Here is a 24,067-nt window from a genome sequence, read left to right on the forward strand (position 1 = left end):
TTTCGTACCGATTACCGCTGCTGTTTCGGGGAGTGGTTCGTGAGTTCGTCGCCGTAACATATCGTTCCCCCGTTGTCATCGAACACGAACAAGTCGCCCTCGTCGAACCCGACGACGATTTCGTCCCCGTGATCGACCTGCCCGAGCGTGGAGGACACGACGTCGATGTTGGTGTCGTTCGACCGTCCGTGGACGACGAACTCCGTCCCGAGTTGCTCGACGACGTCGACGATCACGGTGAATCGATGCTCACCGCCGTCGGGGGAGAGGTACTGCGGACGGATCCCGAGGGTGATCGATTCGCCGATGCGGTTCGCGAAGCGATCGGCCGACGCCGGAATCTCGAACCCGTCCCCATCGAGGACGTACGAGCCGTCGCGTTCGACGACCGTCGCGGGCAGGAGGTTCGTCGAGGGGGTTCCGATGAATCGGCTGACGTACTTCGAGACGGGGCGGTCGAACAACTCGCCCGGCGGGGCGAACTGTTCGAGTCGTCCGCTGTTGAGGAGGACGACGTGGTCGCTCATCGTCATCGCCTCCGTCTGATCGTGCGTGACGTAGACCATCGTCGCATCGAGTTCCTGATGTAACCGCTGGACTTCGACGCGAAGTTCGGCCTTCAGTTGCGCGTCGAGGTCGCTCATCGGCTCGTCGAGCAGGAGTATGTCGGGGTCTTGGACGAAGGCCGACCCGAGTGCCACCCGTTGTTGTTGTCCCCCCGAGAGTTCCGCGGGCATCTTCTCCAGTTGCTCGGAGATCTGGAGGACCGTCGCAGCTTCCTCGATGCGGTCGTTTCGCTTCTCGCGTGGTACCCCTTGGACCTTCAACCCGTAGCCGATGTTCTGTCGAACCGTCATGTGCGGGTAGAGTGCGATCGACTGGAAGACCATCGCACAGTTGCGGTCCTGCGGGGAGAGGTCGGTAACGTCCTGTTCTCCGAACGCTATCCGACCGTCCGAGGGCGTCTCCAATCCGGCGATCATTCGCAGTGTCGTCGTTTTGCCACAGCCGGACGGCCCGACGAGCGTCGTAAATGACCCCTCGGGAATCGACAGCGAGAGGTCGTCGACGGCGACGTGGACCGCACCGGCGGATCGATACTCCTTGTGAACCGAATCGATGTGAATTGGACGTGCCATTATTCGAGACCTCCGACGTTGAAGCCCTGAAGCAGGTAGTTCTGAAGGAACAGGGCGATGAGGAACGGCGGGATGCAGATCAAGAGCGAAACGGCCATCGTCTCACCCCAGCCGATGGTTACACGGTCGAGAAACAGGCTCGCCCCGACCGTGATGGTGTACATCTCGTCGCTGCTCATGACCACGCGGGCCATGGTGAAATCGTTCCACGCGACGGCGAACGCGAAGATGGACGCCGAGATGTACCCCGGTCGCGCGACCGGAAGAACGACGTCCCAGAGCGTGCGCGTTCGACTCGCTCCTTTGGTCCACGCGGACTCCTCCAGCGATATCGGGATCGTCTGGAAGTACTGCCACATGAGCCAGATGGTGAACGGCGCGGAGATGCCGGTCAGCGCCATCGCCAGCGCGAAGTAGCTGTTCAGCAATCCGAGCGTGTAGAAGATGACGTACAGCGGTATCGCCAGCACGATGGGGCTGAACATGTACGCGAACAGAACCGCCCGTGCCGCCAGCGTCTTCCCCGTGAAATCGAATCGGGTGAGACCGTAGCCCGCCGCCACCGCGAGCGCGGTGGACATCAGCGTCGAACTTGCGGTGACGATGATGCTGTTCGTGAAGTACCGAACCGTGTTCGTTTCCTCGAACAGCACCCGGAAATTCCTGAACGTCACCGAATCGATCAACAGGTGGACCGATCCACCTTCGAACACCGCCGCGGGCGACTGCACCGCGATGGAGACCATGATGTAGACCGGGAACGTCACGAACACGGCCACCAGCAACGCCGTGAGGATCACGGCGATACGTTTCACCCGCTGCTGGAGACGTTGGGGAACGACCGATCCGGCGGCCCCTTCGCCGAACGCCATCAGCGAGCCACCTCCTTTTCGGGTTCGAACACGTAGAAGTAGACCACGGCGACGCCCGCGAGCAGGAAGAACATGATTCCCGCGAGCGCCGTCGCGCCGCCGAAGTCGACCGCTTCGAACGCGATCTCGTACACCCGAATGGGCAGGGTAGTCGTCGCTTTCAGCGGTCCCCCTCGCGTCGAGAGGTAAATGATGTCGAACTTATTGAACATCCATATCCCCCGCACGAGGAGGATGATGAGGATGGCCCCGCGCAGGTGCGGGAGGGTGATGTCCCGGAACGCCTGCCACGTCGAGGCACCCTCGACCCGCGCCCGTTCGTAGAGGTTCGGGTCGATGGCCTGCAAGCGCGCCAGGAGGATGAAGAAGGCGAACGAGCCGAACTTCCACACGCTGGTGATGACCACCGCGGGCATCGCCCACGTGATGGTCGAGAAGAACGCGATGGGGTCGTCGACGAGCTCTGCCTGAACGAGCCATTGGTTGAGAACGCCGACGTTCGGGTCGAGGATGAACTTCCAAACGAAGATGACGACCAGCGTGGGGAGGAGATACGGGAAGATCATCATCGTCCGGAGGACGCTTCCGCCTCGGATCTCCTGATTGACGACGAGCGCGAGTCCGAGACCGACGAGCAGGCTGAGGACGGTCGTTGAGAGGGCGTAGACGATGCTATGCCACAGGAATATCGGGAAGTCGCTGCTCGTTAGGATATCGACGTAGTTCCACAGTCCCGTGAACGTCGCCGCGCCAGTCGGGTCGTGGAGGAGGCTCATCCAAAGGGCGTATCCGATGGGGATTAGCCAGACGACCGTGAAGAACGCCGTGAACGGGATGAACGTCACCAACAGCAGCAACTGACGCTCGTCGAGTCGGGTGAACGAGGATTTGAGGGAATCTGCCGTACTCATGGGAGTCGGCGATTACTCCTGAAGCCCTCGCAGCTTTTTTGCGACCCAATCGACGGTTTCCTCGGGGGATTTACCCCCGACGAGCATCTGTTCGGCCGATTGACCGAACACCTGCTGACCGTACGCGTCGGCGGCGACGATGTTCGGTTGGCCGTTCTCGCCCGTCGCCAGAATCGACGTGAACGCGTCCCAGTTGTTCCGAACGAGGTCGAGTACCTCCGGGTGTTGTTTGATCGTCTCGTTGTTTTTCACCGTGTCGCTGTCCAGCATTTCCTTCGTCGGCGGGAACTGGAACAGCGGCGCGGAGAGGACGAAGTCCATGAACTTGTCCGACTTGCTGAAGAAGTCCACGAACTTCTTCGCGCCCTCCGTGGCCTTGCCGTTCTTCCAGACGACGTGTCCTTCCATGTACGCCCACCACTTCTCCTGCTTCTCGCCGCTCGGAAGTGGGAAGGGGGTCGGTGACAGTTTATCGACGAGGTCCGGTCGATTGGAAGCGATAGTGAGGATCGGCAGTCCGCCGACGCTCATGATGGCCGCGGCGTTCTCCTGTTGGAGTGCGGCGATCGCGTCGCCCCACTCCCACCCCGCCCCGTTCGGCGAGTACTCCGCCATCTGCTGTATCCACTCGTACGTCTCGACGGCGCGCTTTCTGTTGTCACCCTTGTCGATGGTGACTTCGATATCGTCGGACGGTCCGCTGTAGAGGTTGACTCCGTTTTGCCAGTGGTATTGGGTGATCTGCGTGTCGGCGTTGTTCGTTTGCCCCGACTGCACGACGTATCCTTTGATGTCCTCCTGTTCGGAGACGCGTTTCGCCTCGGACGTCCATTTCTCCCACGTCGTGGGGTTCTCTTGGAAGAGGTCGTTTCGGTACCATCCCATCAGGGGTTCGACCATGGTCGCGGCGAAGTATGACTCGCCGTCGACGTTGACCGGGTCCGGAAGGCCCGTGCCTTGGACCGCATCACTGACCGATGCGAGATTCCCGTTGCGATGGTACCGGTACGCGTCCGCCGACGTGTCGAACACGATATCCGGGGGATTGCCCGCCGCCTTCATCTTCTGTAACTGCTCGTCGGTCGATTTCCCCTTGGAGGTGTACGTGACCTCGACCGTGTAATCGTGTTTCTCCTCGAACTCCGAGATTATCTGGTCGATAACGTCTTTCGAATCGCCGCGATCCGAGAGATACTGGATTTTCTTCGACTGGTCGCCGCTTCCTCCTCCGTCCGATCCACCGTTTCCGTCTCCGTTTCCGCCTCCGTCCGACCCGCCGTCGTCCGGTCTATCGGTGCATCCCGCGGCCGCGACTACCGCTCCGGCTCCCGCTATCCGGAGAAACCGTCTTCGTGTTGTGGGCTCATGCGCCATGATAATAGATGACATCCCCGATGGGTGATGGTTCTCTCCCCTTCACTTGTTGGCTCTTTAAATAAGGCGGGTTTAGTTCACACTCCTCATCGGGGATTCGTGGCCGGCGTGCGGTTCATCGCTGCGGGCATCCTCACTCCGAACGTTTTGATTCAGGACGCTCCCGAGCAGCGTCCGTTCCGCTTTTCGGAGGTGTTCGAGGAAGGTGGTGTGACTGATGTCGAGTTCGGCGGCCAGCGATTCCGCGTCCCTCTCTCGCGGCCATTCGTAATATCCGCCGTCGAGGGCGGCGTTGATTACCTCTGCCTGTCTGTCCGAGAGGAGTCCTTCCGAGGCGCGATACGGCGTGAGCTGTTCGAGTTGTACGGTTCCGATCTCGCGAAGTTCACCGACGATATTTCGGAGGTCTTCCCGCCGGAAGACGACGATATTGAACACGCGCTGTGTGCCACTCACCCGGTCCCACCATTGGAGCATGCCGTGATTCCGTCTGATGATTGGAAGTGCCCCACAGGAACGCTTGGTGAGTTTGATATGGCTCTCGTCGAGTCGTTCGACGTGCTTTACCTGCTCGGAATTTTCGAACGCCTCGATGAACTCCTCGACTTTGTCCCCCGCATCGATGACGAAGTTGAGATACTCGTCGTCGATGACTTCCTCGTGATTCGCGGTGAACGAGGTGTTCCACCGACTCGTAACCTCACTGAGGATGCAGTCCGTTTGCAGGTTTAAATGTAGTTTCGCCCTGAACATTCGGTAACTATTGGCATACCCTTCGCATTAACCTTTGGAACTCGGCCGGTTCGGAACTCCCCGATTTCGAGATGCGTTCCCGAATCGACTCGTTCGGCGTTTCGGCCGATCGAATCGGAGACGTTCCTCGCGGATGTAATGGACGGCAACTATCCGGATTCCATCGCCTATGGAACGGTGTCCGTCCGCGCATAAAACGAGATGTAGGACTGAATGAGCACTTCAGCAGTTACGATGGTTCGCCCACATCCGATGGAGAAATCCTCGTTCAATGATGACCTCTCGGCAATTTCGCATATCTGCTATCCGTTTTCCTTGCTATGTGACACCACCTCTCATACATACGTTGGGTTCGTACCTTCATAAGAGTAAAGCTTGCAAATTCAGGGTGTCTCGATGTTTGCCGGGTAGCCGTCTCACGCGAACGACGAGCGGTCCCGTCCGTCGCAGGCCCGCACCCCGTGACGTCCGTCGTTGCGCTCTCAACAGCTCGGTTTTTTCAGTAGCGCATCGTCCTCGGTGTCCGTCGACTCCGTCCGAACGTATTTCGTCGTTCCGTGGGTCACACCGATCACCTCGGTAAGGTCCCCCCTGTACTCGACGAGGACCGTATCGCCGTCTTGGTTTATCATTTCGTACACTTGGCGTGGCGTTCGGGTAGTTATCCCGCCACTTTCGGTTCGGAATCCGATCTCCTCGACACGACGGCAATCATCGTACTGTGAGTCGTAGTCGAGGCTCACACACTCGACTTTATACCGTGACATATGGCAACTCCGTGAAGGGACGTTATAGTTCGTGAACAGTAAAAGGCCGGTTCCTGCAACCCGGACGATGCGTTCCGAGCGACTCCGTGAGGAACCTACGACTCGGAGGCGTTCTCGCGCTCGAGCGGGAATGTCACTGATCTGTCGTCGGGGCCTCTTTCGGAACGGTCGTTGTGGGCGTGAGCGATAACGTCGATAGGCCCGCAAGTGCGATGAGACCGGCACCGAGATAGAACGACATCGACCAGCCGAGAAGCGAGACGAGCACGCTGGCTACGGTCCCGCCGAACACACCACCCGGAACCTTTGCAGTGTAGATGAGCGCGTAGTTCTCGGACGAACGCGCTTCACCATAGTAACTGCCGACGAGATTGGGAAAGATGGAGAACACCGGGCTTCGGAAGAAGGCTGCTCCTCCCGCCAAGAGCAAAAACAGTACCGGATGATGTTGATTTGCGGCGGCAATCGCACCGGCGAGTGACATGCTGCACAGGAGAAGCGAGACGCCCGCGGTTCGTTCACCACCGAACGTGTCCGATAGACTACTGATGATGAGGATGCCAGCACCATCGGCAAGTGCGACAACTGAAGCGACCGATGTCGCAACCGCGGCGGAGAGACCCAACTCGGTCGTCAGCTGTACCGACTGTCCGATAAGCATCAGGCCGACACCGTTGACGACGACCAAGACACCGTAAAACGACCAAAATTGCCACGTCTTCGCTGCCGTTCGCCATCCAACGGCGGCCGACTCGTCCATCAGTTCACCCCGATCTGCCTCCTTCCGTGCTACGGAGCCAGCCCCCTCCCCCGTGGCAGATGTACGGTCGTCGGGGTCCCGGAGGATAAGCCCTGCAAGGATTCCGAGGACGCCCACGATTCCACCGAGCACGAGAAGCGTCGCTGTGAATCGGGTATCGATATACTCGCGAAGTAGCGGAATGAGAAGGACGCTTATCCCACCGTACGCCATCGTGACGAGTCCCGTTGCGAGTCCTCGCCGCTCGTCGAACCACTTCACGGATGTATTCACCGCCACGGTGTACGCGATACCCGCACCCACACCACCAACGATATAGGAGAGATAAATAGAGAGGATGGACGATGCGACTGCCGTCCCTGCGTAGCCTGCGAACATCGAAATCCCCGAAGCGACCAACAGTTTTTGCGGACCGAATCGGTCGCGAATACGTCCTGCGGGCAACTGAACGAGGGTTTGTGCGACGATGTACAGGGTGAACACTGTACTCAAGGCGGTCTCGGACGCTGCTATCCGCGCACCTACCGCACCGCTCAGAGACGACCAGATGAATTGATAGGTACCCGCAGCACCCATTACGGTCGCCGCAAGCCCGATAAGCAACCAGCGTGATGGTGATGCCGATTTCTCCATCGTACGGAAGGGCCGATGCGACCATAAAAATAAACATCGATCACACATCTCAGAAAATCCCGGGCAGGAAGAATCGGCAGGAAGAGAGGGACAGTATCGGCCACCGTGTGCACGATTCGAGCGGAAGCGGTCGAATCCCGATCGCGGTAGAGTACGCTCACTTTTACTACGCTAGGCGTACGACTCTTCACATCCGATGCGAGTCAGCACCGATCAAGTGAGTGCGTCGCCGTCTCCGTCGTCGATTCGTACACCGTCGCCTCATCCTCGGTCGTTTAAATCCCGCTCGATATGATCGAGGCGGTCTTCGAGGTCGTCGATCTGCTTTTGCTGTTCGAGGAGGATCGAGACGAGCGCGGGAATCTCCACGAGCCGAGGCGTCTGCAATCGGCTCGCTTCGGCGTGTGCTCGTGCGAACTCGAAGAGCCGGTCGAACACCTGTTGGTCGGCCCGATGGAGTCCTCGCCGATACTCCTCCCAACGGCTCTCCATCGCCCGGAGGAGGTCGCGATACGTCGAATCAGTTCGACCCACGGACGCTCACCTCCGTTCGAGCGCCGGTGTTCGCATCCGCGATAGCCGGGTGCCGTGACGTGAGCACCCCTCTCCGATTCGTGAGGGTGGTCCGTACTGAGCTATCTCCCGGCGGAGCGACCCGCGTTTTACGGTCATCATCGGAGGCTGTACTCTCGTTTCCAAGCGTGGGAAGCGGTGGTGCGTTCCGAGTCATCATCACGAATAGGATATCTCTCGGTGAAACCATAGGCAAGACAGGGTCGTTTCCGACGTTTCCGAAAACGCGAACTAGCGGAGTTGGTACGTTCGCGCTCGATTCTTCCCATCGGCCACGACGAGCCGATAGTGTTCCATCTTCGAGAGGTGATTTCGGACCGTCCGATCCGTCTTCGGATTTTCGACGCGTTCCCGATACGCCTCGTAGAGTTCGCCCGGATTGAGCTCCCCCCGTTCGTCCAAAATATCGTAAAGGGCGCGCTGATGGGCGTTGAGTTGGCTGATCGTCTTCTGTCGGACCTCGCGCTGGCCGTCCGGGATCGCCTCCCGAACGATGTCGGTCGTCACCTGGTCCGAACCGCTCTGGTCCGCCCGACGTGCGGCGTTCCGGAGGATGCCGATCGCGACCCGTGCATCGCCCGCCGCCGCGTCCGCGATCAGTTCGAGTTCCCGGTTTCCGATTGCGCCTTCCGAAAGTCCCCACCGGGCGCGAGCGCGGAGGATCGAAACGAGTTCGTCGAGATGGTACTTCTCGAACGGAACCCGGACGCACGTTCGAAGTCGACTGGCCAACCGACCGTCGAGGTGGGAAAACAGCTCGTCCTCACGGTTCGTGATGAGTACCATCGAGACGGTCGGCATCCGATACAGGTCGTACAGCACGCTCTTGTCTTCTAACTGGTCGACTTCGTCGAGGATGACGACGAACTGCGGTCCGTCGTACTGTTGGAGACGGTCGAGGAGTTCGTCCTTCGGCGTCGATCGACGGTGGATGTCGACGGTTTGGCCGATGCCTTCGAGAATGCGATAGAGGACCTGAAATCGCGTGTAGTCCTGCCAGCAGTTGACGTACTGGCGGTCGATATCGAGGACGTTCTCGCGCAGTCGCTCGATGGTGAACTTCGCGATGCACGTTTTCCCCGCGCCGGACGGTCCCAACAGGAGCGAGGTTTCGCCGTTCTGTCCGTCCATGATGGGTTTGAGCGTGTTCGAGAGCGTGTTCATCTCGGCGTTTCGATGCTCGACCTCTTCCGGGACGAACTGGGGTTGCAGGACGCGAGCATCGTGAATCATGTGCTGTTCGTATGTATTCCAGCCGCCATAATAAACGGAAGTGGGAGCGTTCCGATTCTTCCGAAAGCACCGTTCGTGGGGTCAGTCGTCGCTCATCAAGTTTTGATTTGGCGTCCCGCTCGATGCCGGTTTCGCCGAGAGGTTCTTGCGCCGAGCGTCCACGTTCGAGAACACGTACACCAGCACTACCAGCGTCACGAGGCCGACGGGAAGCAGGACGAGCGGGCTGAGGCTCGTGAACCCGTACAACAGATACAGGAAGGCCGTCGCGAGGAGGACGGTGAACGCGTAGTACATCTGCGTCCGGACGTGGTCGATGTGGTCCGACCCGGCGAACGTCGACGCGAGTACGGTCGTGTCGGAGATGGGCGAACAGTTGTCCCCGAAGATAGCGCCGCTGAACATGGAACCGACCACGACGGCGACAAACTGCGGCGCACTGCCCCCGACTTCCCACGCTAACGGGATGACGATGGGCGTCATTATAGACATCGTCCCCCACGACGTGCCGATGGAAAGGGAGATGACGGCGGACGTGATGAAGATGACGACGGGGAGTATCGTCGGCGAGACGACGCCCGACACGTACTGCGTGACGAAGTCACCGGTGCCGAGCGCGTCCGCGACCGAACCGATCGACCACGCCAGCACGAGGATGCTGACCGCCGGGAGCATCGTCCCGAACCCGTCGAGGATGGTCTCCATCGTCTCGTCGAGCGTCATGACTCCCCCCACGACCGCCAGCGTGACTGCCGTCGCGACCATGGAGAACGACCCCCAGACGAGCGCCGTCGCGATGTTGGTGTTGTTCACCATCTCTATCGTCGTCCGACCGGGCGCGTATCCCATCATCACCGCACCGCCGACGACGACGGAGACGAGCGCGAAGACGGGAAGGACGAACGTCCGAAGGGGCGCGTTGTCGTCCGCCGGTTCGCCCAAGTCCTCCTTGATGTTTTGGAGCGGGTTCGCGTCGTCACGGATGACGTTCCCGGTTCGCTGTGCGCGGTTTTCGGCGTCGAGCATTTCGCCGAAATCCCGTCCGCTGATGACGATGATGCCGACCATCGCCAGCGCCAGTATCGAGTACATGTTGTACGGAATGCTCTGGAGAAACGTCGCGGTCGCGCTGGGCGTCTGTTCGGCGATTCCGAGTTTCTTGTACTGGTCCGCTATCAACCCGATTTCGAACGCGACCCAACTGGAGATGCCGATGGTCGCCATCGGCGCGGCCGTGGAGTCGAGGATGTACGCCAACTTCTCGCGGGACATCCGCTTCTCGTCGGCGATGTTCTTCAGCGAACTGCCGACGATGGCGTTGTTGGCGTAGTCGTCGAAGTTCCAGAGGAGGCCGAGCAACCACCCCGCGACGCCGACCTTTCGATGCGAGTCGATTCGCCGGGTGGCAAAGCGCGTGATGGCCAACGCGCCGCCCAACCGCCAGATGAGGGCGATTCCCGCCCCCAACAACAGCGTAAAGACGAGGATTTTCGCGTTGAACGTGCTCTCACCGATGGAAGAAATTATCCAATCGAACGTCTGTGCGATGCCGATGCTCCCGCCGTAGATGACGCCACCCGTCCAGACGCCGATGAACAGCGACAACATCGCTCGTCGCGTGATGACGGCGAGCACGATGGCTAACAGCGGCGGTACCAGCGACAGTATCCCGAAGTGAGGGGCCATGCCATGCACATACACAGCACACCGTAATAGTAGTTCTTACCAGAATTTATTAATAAATTTTCATAAAATTGTATGGAAAATGATCGGCCGTGACGTGACGATTCCGGAACGAATCGACGACCACTTGGTTATATGATCCGGGGATACGAACGTCGATGCATGACTGTCACGGCGATGCTCTCCGTCGCGCCGCTCGACGACGCGACCGTGGACTTCGACGCGGAAATCGCGAAGGCCGTCGACGCGCTGGACGACTTCGACGTTCGGTACGAGACGCATCCGATGGAGACGACGATTCAGGCCGACGAGCTCTCGGAGGTGTTCGACGCCGCTCGGGCGGCCACGGAGGCCGTCGATTCGTCACGGACGCTGACGACGTTGAAAATAGATCACTTCCGGGAGGAAACGCTCGACGTGGACGAAAAGGTGGACCGCGTCGAACGGCACCTTCGACGCCCGGCGCGGAGCGACCGCTGAGCGGTTCGGAACTAATAGCGTTTTGACCGCCGAACCGTCCTCCGAATTTCGGGATACTCGGCGACGGGAATTCGGTCTTTCACCGAACTTTGAGCGCGTACCCGCCCGGTTCGATGATCCCGAGACGGCGGCCCAGTTCGCTCCGGTTCGGATGCGCGATTCGTACGTATCCCGCCCAATCGTCGGTGAAACGCGCGGCGTTACACACCGGACACCGCCGAACAGACTTCTCGACGAGGGCGTTACAGTTCCGACACGCGAGAACTTTCGTCATCAGTCTGCTGTAACGGACTCCGCGTTTTGATCGGCGACTTCGAGGAGTTCCTGATAGCGGTTTCGGATGGTCACGTTACTCACCCCCGTCGCTTCCGAAACGTCGTCTTGGGTCAACTTTTCTGTCGTGACGATTCCGGCGGCGTAGAGCGCCGCTCCGGCGAGTCCGACGGGGCTTTTCCCGTTGTGGACTCCTTCCGCCTTCGCCTTTCGGAGAAGGTCGTGTGCACGCGCTTCGAGTTCGTCGCTGACCTCGAGTTCCGACGCGTACTTGGCGACGTAATCTTCGGGGTCCGGCGGCCGGATTTCGAGGCCGAGTTCCTTCCCGATGTATCGGTAGGCCCGTTTGAACTCCATCTCGTCGACGCGGCTCACGTTCACGACCTCGCCGATAGAACGCGGAACCGTGGCCTGTCGCAGTGCGGCGTAGACGGCGGCGGTCGCGATTCCCTCTATCGACCGTCCCGGCAGGAGGTCCTCGTCGAGCGCCCGACGATAGATGACGCTCGCGGTCTCGCGAACGCTTTTCGGCACCCCGAGCGCCGACCCCATTCGCTCGATTTCGCCGAGCGCCTGCTTGAGGTTCCGCTCCTTGTGGTTCCGCGTTCGGAAGCGTTCGTCCCACGTTCGGAGCCGTTGCATCTTCTGGCGCTGGCGGGACGACAGGGCTCTCCCGTGGACGTCGCGGTTCTGCCATCCGATTTTGCTCGACAACCCCCTATCGTGCAATAGCTCGGTCGTCGGCGCACCGATTCGGGATTTCTCGTCGCGCTCTTGGCTATCGAAGGCTCGCCAGTCCGGGCCGCGGTCGATTTCGTTTTCGTCGACCACGAGACCGCATTCCCGACAGACCGTTTCGCCGTGTTCGGCGTCCCGCGCGAGCGTTCCGCCGCACTCCGGACAGACGTACCGTTCCTCGGCCGGTGTTCGCGATTGCTCCTCGCGTTCGATATTTGTGTTCGTGTGCGATTCCGCTGCGTACTGTCTGATTGCTTCGGTATCCTGGAAAGCGTCGTCGGTAGTCGGGTGGATGGCCCGGGCTACCGCTCGCTGCATCCTCATCTAGGTGGGCAACGCGGATGAGTATGCGGTTGGCATGAACCGAATACGGTCGATCGAACGACAGGTCCCGAGTGGATTCGCGGTCGATACGTGCTGCTACCGCGGTTCGTGCTTCCTCGCCGAAATTCACTTCCTCATCATACGCCAAGGTACGCCATGCGCGAGTTCGTCTTCACGGTCAAATACGACCGGGGTATCGACCCGCTCACGGACCGGTTCATCGACCACCCGTCGATGCTGGCGAAATCCCTCTCCTGTTGCGTGACGGAACGGAGCATGTGGCGAGTGGACCGAATCACGGGGCCGACCGAGGCGCTGTCGGCGCTCGAATCGGTGTATCTCGATACGGATCATTGTAACGAGTGCGTCGGCGGGAGTGATTGCCGTTCCCGCCGTGACTACGAGATTTTGGAGACGAACTCCGGTACGCGGACGATATACGCGTATCGTTCGGAGATGGAGGGGTGTCACTCGATTCCGTACTACGCCGTCCGACTGTTCGGCGACGGGTTGCTGTTTCAGACGACTCGTCGTGAGAACGAGTACAGGTGGCGTATCCTCATGCGCGAGGATGTCGCCGTCGGGGCGCTCTACGACAGAATTCAGCGGAACCTTCGGTCCGGGGTTCGAATCGAACTCGACCAACTCGGAACGACGACTCGGTGGCACGAACCGACGATCACCGTCGCCGACCTCCCGTCTGCCCAGCGAGAGGCGCTCATCGCCGCGGCCGAACACGGGTATTACGAGATGCCCCGCAAAACGTCGGTCGCCGAGGTCGCGGAGGACGTCGGCGTTCCGCGCTCGACGCTCCAGTACCGGCTTCAGCGCGCTGAAAGTTGGCTCGTGACGCGATTTTCGGACGTCCTATCGTTCTGAACGAATCACCGCCTCCCGGGAGACCGAGCGTCCGAGCGCCGCGAACCGACGTTATAGCTCCGGGAGTCGCGCCTCTATCGCTTCCCGCTCCGACTCGAACCACGGCGGTAACTTCAGGTTCGTTCCGAGTTCTTCGACCGGTTCGTCCTTCGTGAATCCGGGCGGGTCGGTGGCGATTTCGAACAGGATTCCGGCGGGGATTCGGTAGTAGATCGACCGGAAATACTGGCGATCGATGACCGGCGTCACGTTGAGTCCGCGTGCGACGAGGTCCTCCCGCCACTCCAACTGCTGGTCGTCGTCGGCCGTTCGAAACGCGATGTGATGCACCGTTCCCGCTCCGACGCGCCCCGGTTGCAGGTCCGGCACGCATCGTAGATCGAGTACCGCCCCGGGATTCGAACCGGTCGCTCGGTAGCGAAATCGCTGCCCGTTTTCCTCTCCGACGAACTCGTATCCCATCGTCCCTTCGAGCAACGAGGCCGTTCGTTCGTATCCTTCCACGGCGAGCGTCACGCCGTAAAATCCACGGATGGCGTACTCCGTCGGAACGGGACCGTCACGCCACGCGTCGATCTCGGTGGCCTCCCGGTGGCTCACGAGTTCCAACCGGAGACCGTCGGGGTCCGAGAACTCGATCACTCGTTCGCCGAATCGATCGGTCGGACCCGAGTACTCGACGTCGTTGGCGGCCAGTCGCTCGGTCCAAAAGTCGAACGAATCGGGAGGGACGAGGAAGGCGGTGGCGTCCGCCGTCCCGACGCCCCGTCGTCCCGGCGCGGCATCGGGCCACGGAAAGAATGTCATGATGGTTCCCGGGTGACCGACTTCGTCACCGTAGTAGAGGTGGTAGGTATACTTGTCGTCGAAGTTGACGGTTCGCTTCACGAACCGCAACCCGAGGACGTCGGTGTAAAAGCGGAAGTTCCGCCGCGGGTCGGTCGCGATGGCCGTTACGTGATGGATTCCCGGGATGTGTTTTTCCTGACTCATGCGTCTCTGTCTCTTCGGTAGTTCGGTGGACGATGCGCTACCGAGTCTCGATGGACGCCTCGGTATCGTGACCGCCTCCGACGGCTAGCCAACCGGTCCCCGATCGGACGTACGACGCCTATCGTGTTATCTCTTACCAAGGGGGTGCCATCGCGACGTGTCGATGCCATCACCACGAACTGTATCGCTCCTCTTCCCACGGATTCGCGACCGTCGAATAGCCCCGTTGCTCCCAGTACCCACGTTTCGGTTCGGTCAGCAATTCGACGCCCGTGACCCACTTCGCACCTTTGTACGCGTATTTGTGCGGCGTGACGACGCGCAACGGTCCGCCGTGTTCGGACGGTAACGGTTGCCCGTCCAGTTCGAACGTGAACAGCACTTCCTCGCGCAGACACTCTTCGAGCGGTAAGTCCGTCGAATAGCCGTCCAGCGAGCGAAACAGGACGTGAACCGCGTCGTCGCGAACACCTGCACGCTCGGCCAGCGCGGGAAACGGGACCCCGGTGAACTCGTTGTCGAACCGGCTCCACCCCGTCACGCAGTGGAAATCCTGACGCTGCGTTTCCCGGGGCAGGTCAGTGAACGCCGACCAGGAAAGGGAGAGGTCGGTATCGACCGCGCCGGTGACGGTGAACTCCCACGTTTCCATATCCCACTCCGGTACCCCGCTCTTCGAAAGGACGGGGAACTGTTCGGTGCGTCGCTGCCCCGGAGGAAGTCGGTCGCCGTCGAACTCCTCGTGAATCGAGGTCGTGTCAATGACGTCCATAGGCCGCCGCTCTACGGGGATATGGATAGCGTTGACGGCGCTCGTCGCGGATAGCGGACACTTGAACCGCCGATCCGGGGCCGAAATCGACGTTACACGCCGTTCGATTTCCGTTTCGGGATGAACGATGCGCCGGGTTTATTCGTCCCGTGGGCGGGCCGTAAAGGGAGAGCGCATGCCACTGCTTCGATTCGAGACCGCGGATTCGACGGAACGGACGCAGATCGGCGAGGGTCTCGTACGATTTGCGGTAAAAGCGGGCCGCTTGGAGAGCGGCCGAGAGGAGGGAAAGTACTTCCTCAATCACGAAGATGGCTGTGGGGAGGACGGAAGGCGCATCATGCCGGGCGACCCGTTCGTCTTCGATACGGAGACCGGCGACATCCTCTGTGCGGACCACGGGAAGCAGCGTAGCGACGAGAAATAGCTCCCACCGCCGCATCCGAACCGGTGGAGGCCGCTCCGTCGCGTTCGGCGGTTTCGGATACCCCGAACCTAGCACGTCAGCCATCGTCAGTCGTCTCGACGTTACGAACGTTCCTCCGCGCCTCCGGTCGTTTCGTGCTCCTCCAGGAACCGTTCGGTGCCCCTTCTGACGAGGACGGGAAATAGCTGGGAGAAGATCAATCCGACCTTCGTAACCCAGTCGGTGTAGATGACGGGACGGGTCGATTCGATCTTTTCGGCGAGCTTCCGTCCCACGTACGCGGGGTCGCTCATCTGCGATGTCGGATAGCCAAGCGTCGTCGCCGATCGCGTTTTCGCCAGTCGAGGATGCAGTATCGTACACGACACGTTCTCGTGGCGGAGTTCGTGTCGCAGGGAGCGCGTGAGCGACTCGATTGCCCCCTTGGTGGACGCATATCCCGAGAGACCCGGATTGCCGACCCGACCGACGCCCGAACTCACGTTGTGGATGATTCCCCCATTTTGCGCCTTCATGTGCGGGAGAACGGTGTGTATCGTCCGAACGTATCCGAAGTAGTTGACCTCGAACACCCGTTTCGTATCCGCGAGCGTCTGGTCCTCGAAGAAGCCGAAATCGAGAATCGCAGCATTGTTGACCAAGATATCGATCCGATCCCACTCCTCGATGACCGACGATATCGCCGTCTCGACGTCCTCGTCCATCGTCACGTCGCACTCGTAATATCGAACCCGCGTGGGGTGGGCCTCCCGGAGCGATTGGAGGGCCTCTCCGCTGATGTCGAGTCCGGCGACGCGATAGCCGTTCTCGACGAGAGTGGCGAGGATGTGATACCCGATTCCTTCGTTCGCACCGGTAACCACGACCCGCGCATCCTCGGAGGACTGCATGACGCGACTAGTACGGTCAAAACGAGATGAATCCACCGGTCAGAACCGCGATAGACGAGTTGCGACCGGTTGCGTTTCCGACCTGTAGTCATCGATACCAGTTTAATCAAAAATCCGATCTACCAGAATAAATATGGGGAAGGAGAGGCACGTATCTTACATGGATGTTTGTGATTGTGTCTCACACGAGCTGCAGAGGAAGAGTGGAAGTCAGATCGGGGATACCAAAGAGACGTGGATGGGACTCCTCATCGGCATCGTCTTCGCAACCATCTCGTGGATCTGTATACTGTATTCCGCCTTCTCTCTGTTGTAATTCGGCGGGAGACCGACTGCCGATGAACCCCGGGGGGATGCTTTCGTGCAGATACTGACCGTACCAGTAGACGGTTCGAATTCGAGGATGCGGTAGTTCGTGAACGCCGAGAATCCCGCTACGCGAACTATTAGTGTTGTTAATTCGCCCGACGGCGGGGTGAAAGAGGCGAACTTGGACCCGGAATACGGCGACGTGGTCGACGGGACACCCGGTCGGCTCAGTTTCGTTCTCGGGTGTCGGCCGGATAGTCGTTGAGTCCGGTCCGCATTCCGGCGTGAATGAACCGCGTGAGGATGTGGCCGATGCTGGTGTTTGCGGTCCACAGCGCGACTTCCTCGAACGGGTCCGAGTGGTCGTCCTCGGTGGGAACCGACAGGAGCACGGTCGCGTCATCTATGAGAAGCGTGCGCCCGGCAAACCCTCCGTGGTGTGTTTCGGGGACGACCATCACGTTCACGTGACTGTCCTCGAATCGGTTTTGTACCGCTCGGTCGCGGGTGGCGATCATCACTCGGACGCCTTCCGCGGCGCGCTGTTAGCCAGCGCCGTCACCACCGCCGGCGGGTTCGGCGTCCTGCTGTTTGCACTCGTCCCGTCCCTCCAACGGTTCGGCCTCGTCACCAGCGCCGCCATCGTCTACGCGTTCTCCGCGAGCGTCGTCGTCCTCCCCAGCCTTCTCGTTCTCTGGACCGCTACCTGTCGGACGAGACACCCGTATCCGAGACGGGGTCGGACCCCTCTACCGCCGATTGACGCTCTTTGGGTTCGATTCGATTCCGGTTCCGGAACGCCCTTCCTCGCGTTCGTGACGACCGACCGAACTTCTCGATGCGAAAGGGAAGTGGAAACCGGCGTCAGCGGTCGTCCTTGGGTCCCGTGCGCCTCCGAAGCGTCCAGTTCCTCCAGTGGAACAGTTCGACCGTCCCCCACGCCCCGACGAGAAGCGCCGCGAGGACGAGGAGGTCGAATTCGAGCGGGCCGACCCACGTCGGAAGGACCCACTGAGCGGTCGTATAGACGTGCGTATACTTGGCGTCGAGGTTCTCGACGAAGCCACCGGTTTCTCCCTTGACTCCGGTCGTTCCGACGTCGCTGCTCGCTTCGAGTTCGCTCATCGTGGGTCCCGCCGGTTCGTCGCCGTACACCGGTCGTTCGACGTCGTACGGTTCGAACGGGATATCCACTTCCCAAACGACGTCACCGTCCGGTGTCACTTCGAGCGCCCGGTTGTTGTTGCTGTCGACGATGAGCGTGTTTCCGTTCGGCAGGCGGTCCGCGTCCCGCGGCCAATCCAACCCCTTCCCGTAGGTCCACGTTCGTTTCCACCCGTTCTTCGTCCGCTCGTACTCCACGACGCGGTCGTTCTCGCTGTCCGCGACGAGGACGGTGACGGGGTCCTGCGAGAGGAGAACCGGGTTGTGCTGTTCGTTGAGAACGTCGTAGTTATCCTCCTCTCCCAACGTCCAGCGAACGCGCTTTGACTCCCTGTCGATGAGCATGACGCGGTCGAAGTTCCGAGGACTGACGAGAAACGCGGAACCGTTATCGACCGCGTCGATGTCGTTCAGGTGGGTGTAGCCGCCGGGACCGCCACCGGCGCTCTTGGGAAAGTGTTCGCGGAACCGGTACTCCCAGACGACGCTGTCCTCCGAGCGGTCGTACACGAAAACGCGGTTGTCCCTGCTCAGGTCGGCGATGGCGTACCTGTCGCCGCCGAGGTAGTCGATGTCGTGCGTTCCGGGCGGAATTTCGAACTTTCGGAGCACCTCCCCCGTTCGCCAGTTCATCTCGACGGCGTAAAACGTCACGTCGAGCGAGAACGCGGATTTCTCCGTGCTCCCGTCCCGCGCGACGAACAGGACGCGATTCGGTCCCAGCGGGTCGACGTCCATGTAGCGGTCGTACTCGTTGTGCATCCAGATCGGCTCGTTCGTCGCCGTGTCGAATGCGACCAATCTCGCCTGTCCCGTTGGGAACTCCTTCCCCTGCGCTGAGACGAACGTGACGTTCTCGACGGGGATGTCGTCGGCCCGTTGACTCCCCTCCTTCGAGACGGTCAAGTCCTCGTGCATCACTCCGCTCGCCGCGACCGGTGCGAGAAGTACTAGAAGTATGATAACGATCGAAGCTCGAAACTTCTGCGTTGGCATCCACTACTCAAACGACCTCAATATATATTAATCAATTTACAGTATCGGCGTGTCGGACGCGGCTGATTCCGTCGAATCTCACCGCGTCAAGTGTCGGTTATATGATCTGATGTACGAACTGCCTGCCGAAGCGATCGTGCGAGTGAGTTCTATCGACGTCTCATCCGTCGGCCATCGCCTTTTCGATGACGTCGGCCGCCCGCTCGGCACCCCCCGCGGCCCCAGCAGACGCGTTGAACTCCTCGATTGCGCCGTAGTACGCCGCGGCGGAGACCGTTTCGACAGCATCGCGGAGTTCGGCGGCGGTCGGGTCCTCGCGGTCGAGAGCGATACCGACCCCCGACGTTTCGACCTGCTCGGCGACGAGATACTGGTCGGCCATCTGCGGGACGACGACCGACGGGGTTCCGAGCGAGAGCGATTCCATCGTCGAGTTCATCCCTCCGTGAGTGACGAACGCGTCGACCCGTTCGAGCACGTCGAGTTGCGGGACTCGCGAACGGACGTGCACGTTCCCCGGACTTTCGGCGTCGAGGCGTTCGGCATCGCCCTTCGCCTTCAACACGACTTCCCAGTCGCCGTCGTCGAAGGCGTCGATGCAGGTCTCGAAAAAGTCGTCGTCCCCGTGGACGACCGTACCGAGCGAGATATACACCGAGGGCCGCTCCGTGAGTCGGTCCAGCGGCAGCCCGGCGTCCCGTTGTTCGCCTCCGGCGCGGACCATCGGGCCGACGAAGGCGTGGTCGTCGCCGAACGACTCGGCGTCGGGTTGGAACTCCCGAGTGAGCGGGACGATGGAGCGGTCGGCGTCCGCGACGAAGAAGTCACTCGGGTCCGGGTCGTCGATGTCGAACGCGGTGAGTACGTCCGTTATCGCGCTCGGAAGCGGGGTTCCCCCGCCGTCCGACGAACGGATGTGTTCTATCAGCGGCGACCCCTCCCGCATGGCGAACGACGTGTTGAACGAGACGGTCGGTGCGTCGAGTTCGTCGGCGACGGCACGACCCCACAGACACATCGGGTCCGTGACGACGCCGTCGGCACCATCGCCGGCGACGCGGTCCACGAGCGACGGGACAGCATCGAGTCTCCCGCTCATGAACCGAACGAGGCGCTCTCGCCGCTCGTCAGCGTCGTTATCGGTCGAATCCGTGCCGGGCTTCTCGGCGTCGATGCGATCCATCAAATCGTAGTCGTCGTCGAGGCGCTCGAACGTCGCACCGGTCGGTTCCACCACCTCCGCGAACCGCTCCGGTAGGTAGTACGTGACGTCGTGACCCCGCTCGACGAGTTCGCGCGCCGTTCGGAGCGTCGGATTGACGTGACCGTACGCCGGGAGCGAAAAGAGCGCAACGTGGTGTGTCGCGGTACTCGCTTCGTCGATCGATCGATCCGAGTTCCTTTCGATTCGATGCATTTGAATGGGGTTGCGCTTCCGACCAATTCTTTCTTTCGATGGCAAAAAGATATAATTATAATCCCCGAAGGTCGTCCGGGCCGTCGGTCGTGACGGTAGAAATCGGTCGGTTGATGCCAACGACTAAGTGGAGAATAACTGAATTTCAACACGTCCATGCCAGACGATACCACTGCCGTCGACGACATCGTGGCGGCGCTCACGTTGGAGGAGAAAATCGGCCTCGTTCACGGTGCCGTCGATCCGGAGGAGACGGCAACGGGATACGTTCCCGGGGTCGAACGGCTCGACATACCGGAGTTCAAACTCGTCGACGGGCCGCTCGGGGTACGAGTTCCGGGCCGCTCGTCGACAGCGTTTCCCGCCTCGATTTCGCTCGCGGCGACGTTCGACGCCGACCTCGCGCGATGTCAGGGCGTCGCACTCGGGCGCGAGGCCAAAGCACAACGGCCAAGACGCGGTCCTCGGTCCCGGGCTCAACATCATCAGAACGCCCCACTGCGGCCGGAATTTCGAGTACTTCTCGGAGGACCCGCTCCTCTCCGGGGCGTTCGCCGCGGCGGTGGTCGAAGGAATACAGGCCGAGGACGTGGTCGCGACGCCCAAACACTACGTCGCGAACAATCAGGAAACCGATCGCACGACCGTCAGCGCGGCGGTGAGCGAGCGAACGCTCCGCGAGCTATACCTCCCGGGATTCCGTGCCGCCGTCGACGCGGGGGCCGGGTCCGTGATGACCTCGTACAACCGAGTCGACGGAACCCACATGAGCGACCACCATCACCTCGTGACCGAGGTTCTGAAGGACGAGTGGGGATTCGACGGATACGTCGTCTCGGACTGGTTCGGGACCGAGAGCACCGTCGGTGCCGCGAACGCCGGTCTCGACCTCGAAATGCCCGGAATCTCACAGGAAGAGCTCCGGACGGCGTTCGGCATCGAGGACTCGCTCGACTTCGAGGACCACGACGGCATGCCCGACGCCACGGAGACGGGGCTGTTCGCCGAACCGCTCGGCGAAGCGGTCGAGAACGGCGACGTACCCGAGGGCCGTCTCGATGACATGGTCGCGCGTCTCCTCTGCCAGATGAAACGCATCGGCCTGTTCGACGACGAGGAGAGGGAGGGTGAACTCGACACGCCGTCACACCGCCGCCTCGCCGAGTCCATCGCCCGCCGCGGATCGGTTCTGCTGACGAACGACGGGACGCTTCCGCTCGGCGAGGACGCCGACGTGGCCGTCCTCGGTTCGGGCGCGACGACGGCGATGTTGGGCGGCGGTGGCTCCTCCGAGATGGTCCCGTTCGATCGGATCCCGACCGCCGACGGCATCCGTGAGCGCGCGAGCGGCACCGTAACGGTCGAACGCGGCATCGCCAAAATCGAGGATTTTTCGTACTTCGAGGTCTCGAACGGGAGCGACGACGGCACGGTCGAGAGCGACATCGAAGCCGCGACGGCCGCGGCCGAAGAGGCCGAAGTAGCGTTGGTGGTCGTCCGCGACACCGTGTCCGAAGCCATCGACCGGGCGGACCTCGGCCTTCCCGGCGACCAAGACGAACTCGTGGAGGCGGTGGCCGCGGTGAACGACCGCACGGTCGTCGTCATCCAATCCAGCGGACCCGTCGAACTCCCTTGGCGCGACGACGTCGCGGCGATCCTCGAAAGTTGGTACCCCGGCCAAGCCGACGGGGACGCGATCGCCGCGATACTGTACGGCGACGCCGACCCCGGCGGTCGCCTCCCCGTCACGTTCGCACCGGAGAGCGACTACCCGACGGCGGACGAGCGGGCGTTCCCCGGCGTCGACGACGTCGTCCACTACGACGAGGGAGCCTTCGTCGGGTATCGGCACTTCGACGCGGAGCGCGTCGAACCGACCTTTCCCTTCGGACACGGCCTCTCCTACGCCGACTACGAGTACCGCGACGCCGAACTGACCGACGACGGAACGGTGTCCGTCACCGTCGAGAACGTCGCCGACCGCGACGGCCGCGAGGTGGTTCAGGCGTATGTCTCGCCGCCGGAAGTCGACGGGGTGAGTCGGCCCGTGCGGGAACTCGGCGGCTTCACCGCCGTCGAGATTCCAGCCGGTGAAACCGTCACCGTTCGCGTTTCGCTCGACGACGCGGCCTTCCAACGGTACGACGAGGACGAGGGATGGCTCGTCGACGAGGGTGAGTACGGCATCGAAATCGGTCGCTCGACCCGCGATATTCGGCTCGACGTAGCCGCGATTCGGTGAGTCACGCGTCGCTGGATGGGGTATCCCACCGCACATCCGTTGTCGGATGTCACTCCTCGAAGTGTCTCGGTGAAACTCACGGACGGGGGGTCGGCGCTACTGGCCAGTGCGAGACGATACGTCGCGCCGTTCGATGTACTCGGGCGGGACGGCGTCGACGGTGTAGGTGTCGTGACCCCGCTTGTCGATTTCGAAGCCGTCCCGCGTCATGGTCTCGGAATCGATTACCAGAACTACCGGCTCGTCGGCGTGACGCCCGCCCACCGCGAGGGCTTCCCGTGGCGTTTTCGAGAGGTGAACCTGCTGGCGACCCATGGGTTTGAGTCCTTCCTCGGCGATGCCGTCGAGGTTTCGGGGTGCCGTCCCGTGATACAGCCGATTTGGGACGTCCGTCGTCGTCGATTCGACGCTTACGTCGACCGAATGGCCGTACACGGCCCTAATCCGGTCGTCGCGGCGTTCGAACCGGCCTTTCGAATCGGTAGCGACTACCGCGGCGACCTGCTGGGGTCTCGCCCACGGGTACTTGTCCGTCACGGCGTCGACGAACTCGTCGTAATCGACCCATCCGCGGGTATTGAGCGTAAGCCCCACGTCGGCAGGAAAATGACGTAGTACTCCGCTCATGAACTTCGAGAGGCGAACGCGTCGATTCTCGCCAATAACTTCCTCTCCCGCATCGCCACAGACGGGACACGACTCCCCCACGAAAAACCCGTGGTCGTCACAGGTTCGGACCATACGCGAACCTATCGTCGGATGCGACTACTGTCTTCCGAACGGCGACACACGCGGACGGAATCGAACGACGGGTGGTTGGTCGTACTGCGCTTCGGCACACATGATTCTATCGGTATCCACCCCGAACTCTTCCGGTCGCGGACACGTCGAACGAGTCCCGACCCGGTCACGAGGTGACCCGTATAAAAGTAAAAGCACGTTCCGTCGACCCATCCCGTCAGCGCGCGGTCTTGACAGTTTCACGGGTCGTGGCGTTGCGACCCTTCGCCCACCCACCGATGGCACCGGCGATGGCACCGGGAATCGCTTGGATGAGCAGGACGAACAGGCCGAGCGCGAATCCGGTGAACGCCGGGAACAGTCCGGTGAACAGGGCACCGAACACCGCCCAAACGACGAGGAGGACCACCCCTCCGATGACGGTGGCGAGTCCACCGTGGACCGCGCCGCGTTCGGTCCCGACGACCATGTAACCGGCGACGAAACCGCCGATGAGGCCGGGCAACGCGTGAACGAGTCCGGACATCGCCGTGAGTGGGATGAACCAAGCAGCGAGTAATCCGAGGATGAACGCGGTCAGGAATCCGGTGATGACAGCTCTCCAATCTATCTTCATGATCGGATAGGGATAGGTCGCACAACATGATAAATATTCTATAAAAACATCTGTCCTGTTCGGGGTTCTCGTTTCGTTCCTCATATCGGCATACTGTCAACAGCG

24 protein-coding genes and 2 pseudogenes are annotated in these 24,067 nt (G+C 61.1%); 5 read left to right on the forward strand and 21 right to left on the reverse strand.

All coding sequences use genetic code 11. From position 1 onward, the window contains the following. Positions 1–11: 11 nt before the first annotated feature. The 11 genes from ACGYLY_RS21855 to ACGYLY_RS21905 all read right to left on the reverse strand — a co-directional run bounded on the left by ACGYLY_RS21855 (position 12) and on the right by ACGYLY_RS21905 (position 10,701). Positions 12–1,139 carry an ABC transporter ATP-binding protein gene (locus tag ACGYLY_RS21855; RefSeq protein ID WP_395284440.1) on the reverse strand — a complete coding sequence of 376 codons (1,128 nt, stop codon included), beginning with the start codon at positions 1,137–1,139 and terminating at the stop codon, positions 12–14. Further along, positions 1,139–2,011 carry a carbohydrate ABC transporter permease gene (locus ACGYLY_RS21860; RefSeq protein WP_395284439.1) on the reverse strand — a complete coding sequence of 291 codons (873 nt, stop codon included), beginning with the start codon at positions 2,009–2,011 and terminating at the stop codon, positions 1,139–1,141. The genes ACGYLY_RS21855 and ACGYLY_RS21860 overlap by 1 nt, the downstream gene beginning before the upstream one ends. Continuing rightward, positions 2,011–2,922 carry a carbohydrate ABC transporter permease gene (locus tag ACGYLY_RS21865; protein WP_395284438.1) on the reverse strand — a complete coding sequence of 304 codons (912 nt, stop codon included), beginning with the start codon at positions 2,920–2,922 and terminating at the stop codon, positions 2,011–2,013. The genes ACGYLY_RS21860 and ACGYLY_RS21865 overlap by 1 nt, the downstream gene beginning before the upstream one ends. A gap of 12 nt (positions 2,923–2,934) precedes the next feature. Next, on the reverse strand, positions 2,935–4,296 hold the full coding sequence (locus ACGYLY_RS21870) for an ABC transporter substrate-binding protein (protein ID WP_395284437.1): 1,362 nt from the start codon (positions 4,294–4,296) through the stop codon (positions 2,935–2,937). 72 nt (positions 4,297–4,368) lie between these two features. Next, a complete protein-coding gene (locus ACGYLY_RS21875) occupies positions 4,369–5,049 on the reverse strand; it encodes a helix-turn-helix domain-containing protein (RefSeq protein WP_395284436.1) in 681 nt (226 codons plus the stop codon). A 482-nt stretch (positions 5,050–5,531) separates the two neighbouring features. Further along, on the reverse strand, positions 5,532–5,816 hold the full coding sequence (locus ACGYLY_RS21880) for a hypothetical protein (RefSeq protein WP_395284435.1): 285 nt from the start codon (positions 5,814–5,816) through the stop codon (positions 5,532–5,534). Positions 5,817–5,949: 133 nt separating this feature from the next. After that, entirely contained in the window at positions 5,950–7,209 is a 1,260-nt protein-coding gene (locus ACGYLY_RS21885) for an MFS transporter (RefSeq protein ID WP_395284434.1), read from the reverse strand. Between the two features lie 261 nt (positions 7,210–7,470). Beyond that, the gene (locus ACGYLY_RS21890) at positions 7,471–7,743 is read right to left on the reverse strand and encodes a hypothetical protein (protein ID WP_395284433.1); all 273 of its coding nucleotides are present in this window, start codon (positions 7,741–7,743) and stop codon (positions 7,471–7,473) included. Next, positions 7,730–7,939, reverse strand: coding sequence for a hypothetical protein (locus ACGYLY_RS21895; RefSeq protein ID WP_395284432.1), 210 nt, complete (start codon positions 7,937–7,939; stop codon positions 7,730–7,732). The genes ACGYLY_RS21890 and ACGYLY_RS21895 overlap by 14 nt, the downstream gene beginning before the upstream one ends. Positions 7,940–8,013: 74 nt before the next feature. Continuing rightward, positions 8,014–9,015 (reverse strand): Cdc6/Cdc18 family protein, encoded by a 1,002-nt coding sequence (locus ACGYLY_RS21900; protein ID WP_395284431.1) that lies wholly within the window; start codon positions 9,013–9,015, stop codon positions 8,014–8,016. An 81-nt stretch (positions 9,016–9,096) separates the two neighbouring features. After that, on the reverse strand, positions 9,097–10,701 hold the full coding sequence (locus ACGYLY_RS21905; protein WP_395284430.1) for a Na+/H+ antiporter NhaC family protein: 1,605 nt from the start codon (positions 10,699–10,701) through the stop codon (positions 9,097–9,099). Between the two features lie 159 nt (positions 10,702–10,860). Between ACGYLY_RS21905 and ACGYLY_RS21910 the strand changes: the two genes are divergently transcribed. After that, complete coding sequence (locus ACGYLY_RS21910) at positions 10,861–11,178, forward strand: MTH1187 family thiamine-binding protein (RefSeq protein ID WP_395284429.1); 318 nt, start codon at positions 10,861–10,863, stop codon at positions 11,176–11,178. Between the two features lie 79 nt (positions 11,179–11,257). Here ACGYLY_RS21910 and spt4 read toward each other — a convergent pair whose 3' ends face one another. Continuing rightward, on the reverse strand, positions 11,258–11,452 hold the full coding sequence (gene spt4 / locus ACGYLY_RS21915) for a transcription elongation factor subunit Spt4 (protein WP_395284428.1): 195 nt from the start codon (positions 11,450–11,452) through the stop codon (positions 11,258–11,260). Beyond that, complete coding sequence (locus ACGYLY_RS21920) at positions 11,452–12,507, reverse strand: transcription initiation factor IIB family protein (RefSeq protein WP_395284427.1); 1,056 nt, start codon at positions 12,505–12,507, stop codon at positions 11,452–11,454. The genes spt4 and ACGYLY_RS21920 overlap by 1 nt, the downstream gene beginning before the upstream one ends. Positions 12,508–12,669: 162 nt before the next feature. Between ACGYLY_RS21920 and ACGYLY_RS21925 the strand changes: the two genes are divergently transcribed. Then, positions 12,670–13,392, forward strand: a complete 723-nt coding sequence (locus tag ACGYLY_RS21925) for a helix-turn-helix domain-containing protein (protein ID WP_395284426.1) — start codon at positions 12,670–12,672, stop codon at positions 13,390–13,392. Positions 13,393–13,443: 51 nt separating this feature from the next. On the opposite strand, the gene ACGYLY_RS21930 is transcribed toward ACGYLY_RS21925, so the two are convergent. Together ACGYLY_RS21930 and ACGYLY_RS21935 are read right to left on the reverse strand one after the other, a co-directional pair. Continuing rightward, the gene (locus ACGYLY_RS21930) at positions 13,444–14,385 is read right to left on the reverse strand and encodes a ring-cleaving dioxygenase (protein WP_395284425.1); all 942 of its coding nucleotides are present in this window, start codon (positions 14,383–14,385) and stop codon (positions 13,444–13,446) included. 169 nt (positions 14,386–14,554) lie between these two features. After that, positions 14,555–15,157 (reverse strand): sulfite oxidase-like oxidoreductase, encoded by a 603-nt coding sequence (locus ACGYLY_RS21935; RefSeq protein ID WP_395284424.1) that lies wholly within the window; start codon positions 15,155–15,157, stop codon positions 14,555–14,557. 175 nt (positions 15,158–15,332) lie between these two features. Between ACGYLY_RS21935 and ACGYLY_RS21940 the strand changes: the two genes are divergently transcribed. Beyond that, positions 15,333–15,584, forward strand: a complete 252-nt coding sequence (locus tag ACGYLY_RS21940) for a hypothetical protein (RefSeq protein WP_395284423.1) — start codon at positions 15,333–15,335, stop codon at positions 15,582–15,584. Between the two features lie 101 nt (positions 15,585–15,685). Here ACGYLY_RS21940 and ACGYLY_RS21945 read toward each other — a convergent pair whose 3' ends face one another. Both ACGYLY_RS21945 and ACGYLY_RS21950 read right to left on the reverse strand, forming a co-directional pair. Further along, entirely contained in the window at positions 15,686–16,474 is a 789-nt protein-coding gene (locus ACGYLY_RS21945) for an SDR family NAD(P)-dependent oxidoreductase (protein ID WP_395284422.1), read from the reverse strand. 536 nt (positions 16,475–17,010) lie between these two features. Further along, positions 17,011–17,301: a hypothetical protein gene (locus tag ACGYLY_RS21950; RefSeq protein WP_395284941.1), complete on the reverse strand. Its 291-nt coding sequence runs from the start codon at positions 17,299–17,301 to the stop codon at positions 17,011–17,013. Between ACGYLY_RS21950 and ACGYLY_RS21955 the strand changes: the two are divergent. Further along, a pseudogene (locus ACGYLY_RS21955) lies at positions 17,251–17,496 on the forward strand (hypothetical protein); the annotation flags it as partial. The gene ACGYLY_RS21950 and the pseudogene ACGYLY_RS21955 overlap by 51 nt on opposite strands. A gap of 151 nt (positions 17,497–17,647) precedes the next feature. Here ACGYLY_RS21955 and ACGYLY_RS21960 read toward each other — a convergent pair. After that, on the reverse strand, positions 17,648–18,865 hold the full coding sequence (locus tag ACGYLY_RS21960; RefSeq protein ID WP_395284421.1) for a hypothetical protein: 1,218 nt from the start codon (positions 18,863–18,865) through the stop codon (positions 17,648–17,650). A 238-nt stretch (positions 18,866–19,103) separates the two neighbouring features. Further along, on the reverse strand, positions 19,104–20,360 hold the full coding sequence (locus tag ACGYLY_RS21965) for a macrolide family glycosyltransferase (protein WP_395284420.1): 1,257 nt from the start codon (positions 20,358–20,360) through the stop codon (positions 19,104–19,106). Positions 20,361–20,516: 156 nt separating this feature from the next. Here ACGYLY_RS21965 and ACGYLY_RS21970 point away from each other — a divergent pair. Continuing rightward, positions 20,517–22,605: pseudogene (locus ACGYLY_RS21970) on the forward strand (beta-glucosidase). Between the two features lie 96 nt (positions 22,606–22,701). Here the strand turns inward: ACGYLY_RS21970 and ACGYLY_RS21975 are convergent. Next, positions 22,702–23,346, reverse strand: a complete 645-nt coding sequence (locus ACGYLY_RS21975; protein WP_395284419.1) for an RNA 2'-phosphotransferase — start codon at positions 23,344–23,346, stop codon at positions 22,702–22,704. A gap of 217 nt (positions 23,347–23,563) precedes the next feature. Next, the gene (locus ACGYLY_RS21980; RefSeq protein ID WP_395284418.1) at positions 23,564–23,962 is read right to left on the reverse strand and encodes a DUF5518 domain-containing protein; all 399 of its coding nucleotides are present in this window, start codon (positions 23,960–23,962) and stop codon (positions 23,564–23,566) included. Positions 23,963–24,067: the final 105 nt, after the last annotated feature.

This window comes from Haladaptatus sp. CMAA 1909, assembly GCF_043952005.1.
Lineage (GTDB): Archaea > Halobacteriota > Halobacteria > Halobacteriales > Haladaptataceae > Haladaptatus.